Source organism: Deinococcus sp., assembly GCF_030523985.1.
Lineage (GTDB): Bacteria > Deinococcota > Deinococci > Deinococcales > Deinococcaceae > Deinococcus.
In genome coordinates this window covers 17,734-24,585 of sequence record NZ_JAUNHK010000037.1, presented here as the reverse complement: position 1 = coordinate 24,585, position 6,852 = coordinate 17,734, and the positions used below count along the sequence as shown (strand labels likewise).

Annotated in this window: 8 protein-coding genes and 1 tRNA gene; 5 read left to right on the top strand and 4 right to left on the bottom strand. The window is 54.2% G+C overall.

All coding sequences use genetic code 11. The features are described from left to right. The first annotated feature begins 177 nt into the window (after positions 1 to 177). The gene (locus Q4C89_RS07410; RefSeq protein ID WP_303101968.1) at positions 178 to 663 is read left to right on the top strand and encodes a hypothetical protein; all 486 of its coding nucleotides are present in this window, start codon (positions 178 to 180) and stop codon (positions 661 to 663) included. A 419-nt stretch (positions 664 to 1,082) separates the two neighbouring features. Here the strand turns inward: Q4C89_RS07410 and Q4C89_RS07405 are convergent, their stop codons facing one another. Next, entirely contained in the window at positions 1,083 to 1,385 is a 303-nt protein-coding gene (locus Q4C89_RS07405) for a hypothetical protein (protein ID WP_303101967.1), read from the bottom strand. A gap of 235 nt (positions 1,386 to 1,620) precedes the next feature. On the opposite strand from Q4C89_RS07405, the gene Q4C89_RS15130 reads away from it, so the two are divergent. Both Q4C89_RS15130 and Q4C89_RS07400 read left to right on the top strand, forming a co-directional pair. Further along, positions 1,621 to 1,830 carry a helix-turn-helix domain-containing protein gene (locus Q4C89_RS15130; protein ID WP_368493220.1) on the top strand — a complete coding sequence of 70 codons (210 nt, stop codon included), beginning with the start codon at positions 1,621 to 1,623 and terminating at the stop codon, positions 1,828 to 1,830. Next, positions 1,808 to 2,446 (top strand): hypothetical protein, encoded by a 639-nt coding sequence (locus Q4C89_RS07400; RefSeq protein WP_303101966.1) that lies wholly within the window; start codon positions 1,808 to 1,810, stop codon positions 2,444 to 2,446. Before Q4C89_RS15130 ends, Q4C89_RS07400 begins: the two co-directional genes overlap by 23 nt. 171 nt (positions 2,447 to 2,617) lie before the next feature. Here the strand turns inward: Q4C89_RS07400 and Q4C89_RS07395 are convergent, their stop codons facing one another. Beyond that, positions 2,618 to 3,490 carry a tyrosine-type recombinase/integrase gene (locus Q4C89_RS07395; RefSeq protein WP_303101965.1) on the bottom strand — a complete coding sequence of 291 codons (873 nt, stop codon included), beginning with the start codon at positions 3,488 to 3,490 and terminating at the stop codon, positions 2,618 to 2,620. 123 nt (positions 3,491 to 3,613) lie between these two features. Between Q4C89_RS07395 and Q4C89_RS07390 the strand changes: the two genes are divergently transcribed. Next, positions 3,614 to 3,697 (top strand) — tRNA-Leu (locus Q4C89_RS07390). Positions 3,698 to 3,753: 56 nt separating this feature from the next. Here the strand turns inward: Q4C89_RS07390 and Q4C89_RS07385 are convergent. Further along, positions 3,754 to 4,344, bottom strand: a complete 591-nt coding sequence (locus tag Q4C89_RS07385) for an ATP/GTP-binding protein (protein ID WP_303101964.1) — start codon at positions 4,342 to 4,344, stop codon at positions 3,754 to 3,756. A gap of 71 nt (positions 4,345 to 4,415) precedes the next feature. After that, entirely contained in the window at positions 4,416 to 4,901 is a 486-nt protein-coding gene (locus Q4C89_RS07380) for a roadblock/LC7 domain-containing protein (protein WP_303101963.1), read from the bottom strand. Positions 4,902 to 4,980: 79 nt separating this feature from the next. Between Q4C89_RS07380 and Q4C89_RS07375 the strand changes: the two genes are divergently transcribed. Next, positions 4,981 to 6,852, top strand: a 1,872-nt coding sequence (locus Q4C89_RS07375) for a phosphodiester glycosidase family protein (protein ID WP_368493219.1), incomplete at its 3' end; no start/stop codon positions are given.

Below are 6,852 nucleotides of genomic sequence, written 5' to 3'. Positions count from 1 at the left end.
TCATGACTCCAGTGTAGCTGTCCTGATGCTGGGTGCTGGGCCGCTAATCAGATACTTAAATATTTATTGGCCCCGGTATTTCTCCCACAATGGGGTCTGTTGCCCCACCTAGTGGCTGTCAGAGGCATAGGGAGTGTGTTCTACCTATAGGGGAACACTGCCCCCTATAATCTGTCCATGCGTAAGAATGCAATAGCGTTTGCTGTGGGGTTGTGTGGGCTGCTGTGGCAGTCGGCACAGGCACAGGGGTTGCCGAAAGTCAGCGATATCGTAGACGACAGCATCTCTTTACGGAACGAAGTAAAAGATTTGAACGACAGGGTATTTTATGCAATCCAGACGGGTAAATACGTTGAGCTAACCGAACAGTGTTCTTCAATGGAATCTAAAAGAGATTCATATATGAAGTCTTTTCTTTCCAATAAAGCGTATAACTACTTTTCAAATAATAGGCCCAAGAGTTATAAAGAGCAGTACCTATATTCTGCGCTAATCTCCCTAAAAGAAGGGATGCAATATAGAATTCAGGCTGTTTACTTCATATGTAAAACTGACGGAGTAGAGCGTACTGTTCTAGCGTCTGCAATGGGACAGTTATCCGCTGCTTACAATGCAGGGCATAATGCCGAACTGTGGGCAGAGCTAGCGGACATGCAAAAATAAATAATTATTTGCCATAGCGGATTGCTCACAGAATTATTTGTTAGATGCTAAAGGTAGTTTATGTAGCCCGCAATTGGCATGTTTAGGTGCTGCATGTGAGGGAAAATTAATGTTTCTAGGTTGATTGACCCCCTGCCCCAATATGCGCCACATGGTTCTATTAAATAAAACTGCTCATGCAATTTAGATTGCAGATGAAACTAGTGGAATTAGTATACTAGAACTACAGATAGTAGAAAATACCCCACATAGATTGTTGTTCTATGTGGGGTATTTCTAATATAAAGTCGTATTCCATGTGTATATAGCCTGTGATTTCACAGTTATATTGACTAAGTTGAATTTATAAGTTAACAGTATATTCTACAATTCTAGATAATTGGTATCTAGTAAAACTAGTAGTAGCTTAACACAATATTCTAAGCCCTGTATCTACCATAATGGAACTCTAGCTGTATGTGTTTAAGAATACGCAGTGTGAGTATTGTCTTACCTTCTGAATGCGCTTTTATTGCATCTTCAATAGTTCCATGCAGTGGCTGTAGTTTGTAAAGATTGATACCATTGGAGCCATCTTTATTCTTAGGTATTAGATTTCTGGATGCGTTGTAGATTGTGTTAGCTGCGCCTGCATTATCTTTTCTCTTATATCTGGCTACTGCTGAGTTAAACATAATTTCTAGTGCTGTTTTTGGATTGTTGAATCTATTGTAGTTATTCATCTGGAAACCTCCGATAGATAATTAATTGTTCTGAGTCCATAGTTAATAGTGCCGGGGCCGACTGAGGTTACGGAGTGACCGAAGAAGGCTAACCCGGCAATAGACAGTAGTTATTAACTGCTATCTACTACCTACCCAGTCAACCACTGGGGACATTATTCATATTTAATACTAGTATATAACAAATATTGTGAAGTAAGTTAAGCCTGTAAAGTTTGTGATATAGTAAGTACCTATGGAGGTTTTTATGGACAAATTATATATCCAGATTTCGGAAGCCTGTAAACTGTTAGGCATTAGCAAGCCCACACTTTACAAGCTTATTGGTGAGAAGATTCTACCCGCTGTGTTTATCGGTACGAAGTACAGATTAAATAGAGTGGATGTAGAAAGCTTAGCTAAGACAGGGTGGGTGTGGGCAGATGCGAATTCCCAAACAAATTAAGGAAGATAATCTAGACGGATTGAAAAAAATTCTCCCGGCATTTTGCTTTGGCATGGGCCTATGTGAAGATATTGCGGGATTCGGCGGGAGATACCTGAAAGGTGGCATAACTGAAACAGTGTTAGTTGAAAACTATTTATGCCGTACATACCTCCCTGAATCGGTTAAATGGGATAGAGAGAAGGTAGAACGCCAGCTTTATACAGGTACAGACGGCATTTCTGACGGTGGATGGGATGTGGAAATCGAAGATATGCGAATTGACATTAAGTGGGATGCTGCACTACGGAATAATGAGGTTTGCCTAGCACTTTTTACAGGCTATGGAACGCCTCAATTGCTTATGAAAGATGCAGCAACAAATAGTGTGCAAGTTTATGTAAAATATAATAAGTTAACGCCCGTTCAAAAACATTTAGGTTGTTCGGAAAACACATTGAAATTAATGTGGTTAGACTTGGATAAGCTGAGAGCCGACCTAGTTAAGAACAATGGTAAATATTCAATTGGGGATTTTTCGGAAAGTACAGTAGGTCAGAGAGGAGATAGAGTTATTTATTTGCCCGTGGAATTCTTGGATGGGAGATACGGAAGACTAGATACAATCAAAGCATAAAACAAATGCCAGCTACGCTGTGAGGCTTTCACAGGTGGCTGGCACTTTTTGTATGACCTAACTTCTATCCATCCCTCTCTGTATTAAAGGGCCAGTATCCCCACAGAATGCTCCACAATGCCGTCTGAATTAAATTTACGGCAGATTGCCCACACTTAATATTTATTTATTTCAGACACCTTTCAATGGCCCGTAGATTTCCAGTTTATCTCTAAGATTGGCTGTGGAATTAGACACATAAAGGGACGTTGTGAACAGGGATGAATGCCGAATCAGTCTACGCAGTGTGAAAGCATCCCCTCCATTAGCAATAAACTCACTAGCCATTGAGTGCCGGAGCAGATGCGGCCCAATGTTTCTGTCCAGTCCGGCCCGTCTACCCATTCTGGCAATGAGTTTGCTGACGGTGTGAGATTCAATTCCCCTACCGTCATACACAAATAGCCATTGACAGCTAGATTGTGCCTTCCGGCTGTGTGTAACATATCGCCGCATTGCTTGTAAGCATTGTTTTGTAACTGGAACTTTCCCATAGCCCACTTTGCCATTGACTTCGATTATTCCGGTCTGCCAGTCAATATCTGTGAGTTTCAACTTTGCAACTTCTCCAGCCCGTAAGCCACAGCCCAATAACAGATACAGAATGGCTACGTTTCTATCCCTGTACCGCTTATCTGCCTTAGCAACGGCAAATAGCTTTTGAATTTCTTCCCCTGTGAGAACTGCCTTAGGCTCCCAGCGCAGCTTAGGCCGCTTCTTACCCTGCATGGGATTCTTCGCCAGCAGTTCTACACCGACAAGCCAGCTACAGAAGCCCCGTAAAGCCCTGTCGTAGCTGGCTAGGGTGGCTGGCTTTAGGTTGCGCTCTGCCACTGCCTGTAGCAGCTTATTGACTGTGAAAACGGTCAATGAGTCTAGGGAGTGTTCCAGAACGGGCCGTAAGACAATTGCCAGTGTTTTGCTGTAGTACCGGATTGTTTTTGGCCTACTCCCTCTGGCTTTATGCTCTGACAAGAATTCTTCTAGTGCTTCTGCTATCTGCATGAGCTTCCCCCTGTGAGGTAACGTCGGTAGACTACGCAGACAGTCAGAAATGCTGTGAGTATGAGTAAAAACTGCTTTTGTGACGCTGGAGCAGGGTTTTATGCTTTATACTCCCCCCGCTGCGTCGGGATGGCGGAATGGTAGACGCATTCGACTTAAAATCGAACGGGGCAACTCGTGCGGGTTCAAGTCCCGTTCCCGACACCAGAATGAAAACGAACCCCTGCTCAGGAAGCAGGGGCTTTCTTTTCGGCTGGTGTGGTTTACTTGTTCTTCGAGAGTCTTTCCAGCACCAGACGGCTGGCGGCTTTCAGGGTCTCGAAGACGCCGCTGCCGTTCGATGCCACCGCTTCGTAGACTGGGTAACGGCGCTGCGGGTCGAGAACGGCGCGAATCATGTCGGTAGAGAGCGCATCGGGCAGGTCACGCTTGTTGATTTGCAGGACAATCGGTACGTCGTTGATGTCGATGCCGTGTTCAGCGAGGTTTTCTCGTAGGTTGCGCATGCTCTCGGCGTTGGCCCGCAGGCGGTTGGGGGCCGAATCCGCCACGAAGATGATGCCGTCCACGCCACGCAAAATCAGTTTGCGGCTGGCGTTGTAGAACACCTGTCCGGGCACGGTGTAGAGGTGAAACCGGGTCTTGAAGCCCTGCACCGTGCCGAGGTCGAGCGGCAGGAAGTCGAAAAAGAGCGTGCGCTCGTCTTCGGTGGCGAGGCTGACCATTTCGCCGCGCAGGTGACCGGGAACCTTGCCGAACACATGCTTGAGGTTGGTGGTCTTGCCGCACATGCCAGGGCCGTAATACACAATCTTGCAGTTGATTTCGCGGGCAGCGAAGTTGATGGTACTCACGCGCTCACCTCCAGGTGACAGGAAAGGAGAAAGTCGGAATTCGGGCGGGGCGGGGGGCCGGGTGCCGCCTGTCAGCCCAGCAGGTCGTCGAGCAGGGCTGTCGCGCCCTGGCTGAAGTCCTCGCCGAATTCGGGCTGCGGCGCGTCTTTCAGTTCGTCCAGAATGGTTTCGAGTTTGCCGATGGTCTTGCGGGCGTAGACCTTGACCTTGCCCAGCGCCACGCTGGTGTCGAAAATCAGGGTCAGCAGGGCGTCGCTGCCGACCGATTCGACGTACAGCGTTCCGTTCTCGCCCTGGTGGGTCTGCTCGGAAAAGGTGCGTTCGCCCAGCATGTTGGCGAGGGCCGCCGTCGCCGCCGCGTTGCTGGCGACCAGGGTGGCGACGGAATCCAGCGCGGGAGGGCGCGGTGCCCACAGGGCTTCCTTGTGCGACAGCACGAAGCCTTTGCGGTCCACCAGCAGGCAATAGCGCACCCCGGTGGCGTCCAGCAACTCTTCTAAGTGCTGGTCCACCCGGGCGAACGCGTCGCCGTAGAGGGCAAGTGAAGGTTCAATCATCTCCCGCCAAGTATAGAGAGGCACTGGCACAAACCTCTGACCGGAAGGCGACGTGAGGACAGCCCGCTACACTTCCTGCGTGAACAGGGCGGCGCGGTTGGGGAATCTCGGTTTTCTGCGTGGGATAGGGCTGCTGGGGGCACTGCTCTTGGGGATGGGTCAGGCCCGTCCGGTGGCGATAGGCGGCGCAGTGCAGCCTGCGAGCATCGCCACGCGGGTGCTGACAGGGGGGGAAATGCTGCCCGTGTGGAGCCTCCCCCGGCTGGGGGTAGAGGTACGCAACGACCCCCGTGACCTGCGCCTGCGCGTCGGCGGGCGAGAGCTGCGCTACGCCCCCGGCCTGGGCTGGCGGGTGGTAGGCCTGCGGCTGGACACGCCGCTGCCTGCCCCCCAGATGGTCGGCGCAAGCCTGCATGTCCCCCTCTCGGCGCTGCGGGTGCTGGGGGTCGCGGTGCAGACCGACACCGCCGACCTACTCGGCTTCGTGGCTCCGGTACGGGTCGCCGACCAGACCTTGCCCCCGTCGCCCGACCTGCCTGCACCGATGTCTCCCGCCCCAGTCATCCCTGCCGCCCCACCGATTCCGGCGACCTTCACCACGCAGGTGACACCGGGGGATGGCCGCGTACCTGCCCCGCTTCCGGTCACGTCCGTGCCTGCGGCGGGGCAGTTCCTGACCACCGTGCGTGTTCACCGCGAGGAGCACCGCAGCGTGTCGGTGCAGCGGGTGGTCCTTGAACTGAGCGGGGGGGCGCTGCCCAGATTCGAGGTGCAGACCCGAACTTCTGGCGGGCTGACAGTGCGGCTGCCGGGTGCAGGCGCGTCGCCCAGCAGCCAGGACTTGCCCTCGGGTCAGGCGCTCACGGTGGGCACAGACGCGGGCGGCAGTTGGGTCACGCTGGGCACGGCGGGTGGGCGCAGCGAGGTCTTTGCCCTGAGCGACCCACCCCGCGTCGTCATCGACACCGTCACGCACGAGCAGCCCCAGGTGCCGCCGCCGCTGAATCCGGCAGCCCTGCCTCCCGGCGTCGGCTACCAGCAGCGGGGAGTGCTGCACCTACTGTCCTTCGACCCGGCCCGTTTTCAGGCCCAGGTCGTGAGCGCGGCGCGGGGCCAGTTTGCCGAAGTCGCAGAACTGGTCAAAGGGGTAGGCGGCGTGGCGGGTGTGAACGCCAGCTACTTCGACCCGGCTTCGGCCCTGCCCGTCGATCTGGTCGTTCGTGCCGGGCTGATGACCGCGCCCAGCCTGGAAAAACGTGGCACGGTGGGCTTGATGCCCGGCGGTGGCCTGATTTTCGGTTATCCCCGCCCGCGCTACCGGGTCAGCGGCGATTTTGGCGAGGTGGCGGTCAATTCGGTGTCTGCCAAGGCCCGCCCCGAATGGCTGACCGCCTTCGTGGGTGACGGGCAGACGGCGGTGGGCGGCGGCGGTCTGGTCACGGTCTACACCCGTCTGGGCACGGGCCGCGTGCTGGACAGGCGAAGTGCGGCGAACGTGCCTCCGCCCGGCATCCTGGCGCTGACTTTCGACCCCCGGCGGTTTGCCGTGCCGCAGGAGGTGGGGGCCAACCTGCGCGTCACCCTCGACTGGCGCAGCGACGACGCGCCCTGGCCGCAGGTTCGGGACGCCCTGAGCGCCGGGCCGCTGCTGGTGCAAGCGGGTCGGGTGGTCGTGGACGGCGTGCGCGAGGGCTTCGACACGGGGGCGAGCATCTGGCGTCCGACCCGTCAGGTGGCGCTGGGCCTGCTGCGTGGTCAGCCCACCATCGCCTATTTCGAGTACGGCACCCCCGAAGCCTTCGCCTCGGCGCTTCGGCAGGCGGGCCTGAGCGACGCCGTGCGGCTCGACAGCGGCAGCAGCGCCACGGCCTTTAGCACCAGCGGCTATGGACAGCTCGGTGGCTACCTGAACACGGTCTGGAGCCGCCCGGTGCCCAACGCCATCGTGTTC

Bases quoted from the DNA above. Each gene is read 5' to 3' on its own strand.
- Q4C89_RS07410 (WP_303101968.1), top strand. From the start codon at position 178: ATGCGTAAGAATGCAATAGCGTTTGCTGTGGGGTTGTGTGGGCTGCTG.
- Q4C89_RS07395 (WP_303101965.1), bottom strand. From the start codon at position 3,490: ATGCAGATAGCAGAAGCACTAGAAGAATTCTTGTCAGAGCATAAAGCC.
- Q4C89_RS07405 (WP_303101967.1), bottom strand. From the start codon at position 1,385: ATGAATAACTACAATAGATTCAACAATCCAAAAACAGCACTAGAAATT.
- Q4C89_RS07400 (WP_303101966.1), top strand. From the start codon at position 1,808: ATGCGAATTCCCAAACAAATTAAGGAAGATAATCTAGACGGATTGAAA.
- Q4C89_RS15130 (WP_368493220.1), top strand. From the start codon at position 1,621: ATGGAGGTTTTTATGGACAAATTATATATCCAGATTTCGGAAGCCTGT.
- Q4C89_RS07380 (WP_303101963.1), bottom strand. From the start codon at position 4,901: ATGATTGAACCTTCACTTGCCCTCTACGGCGACGCGTTCGCCCGGGTG.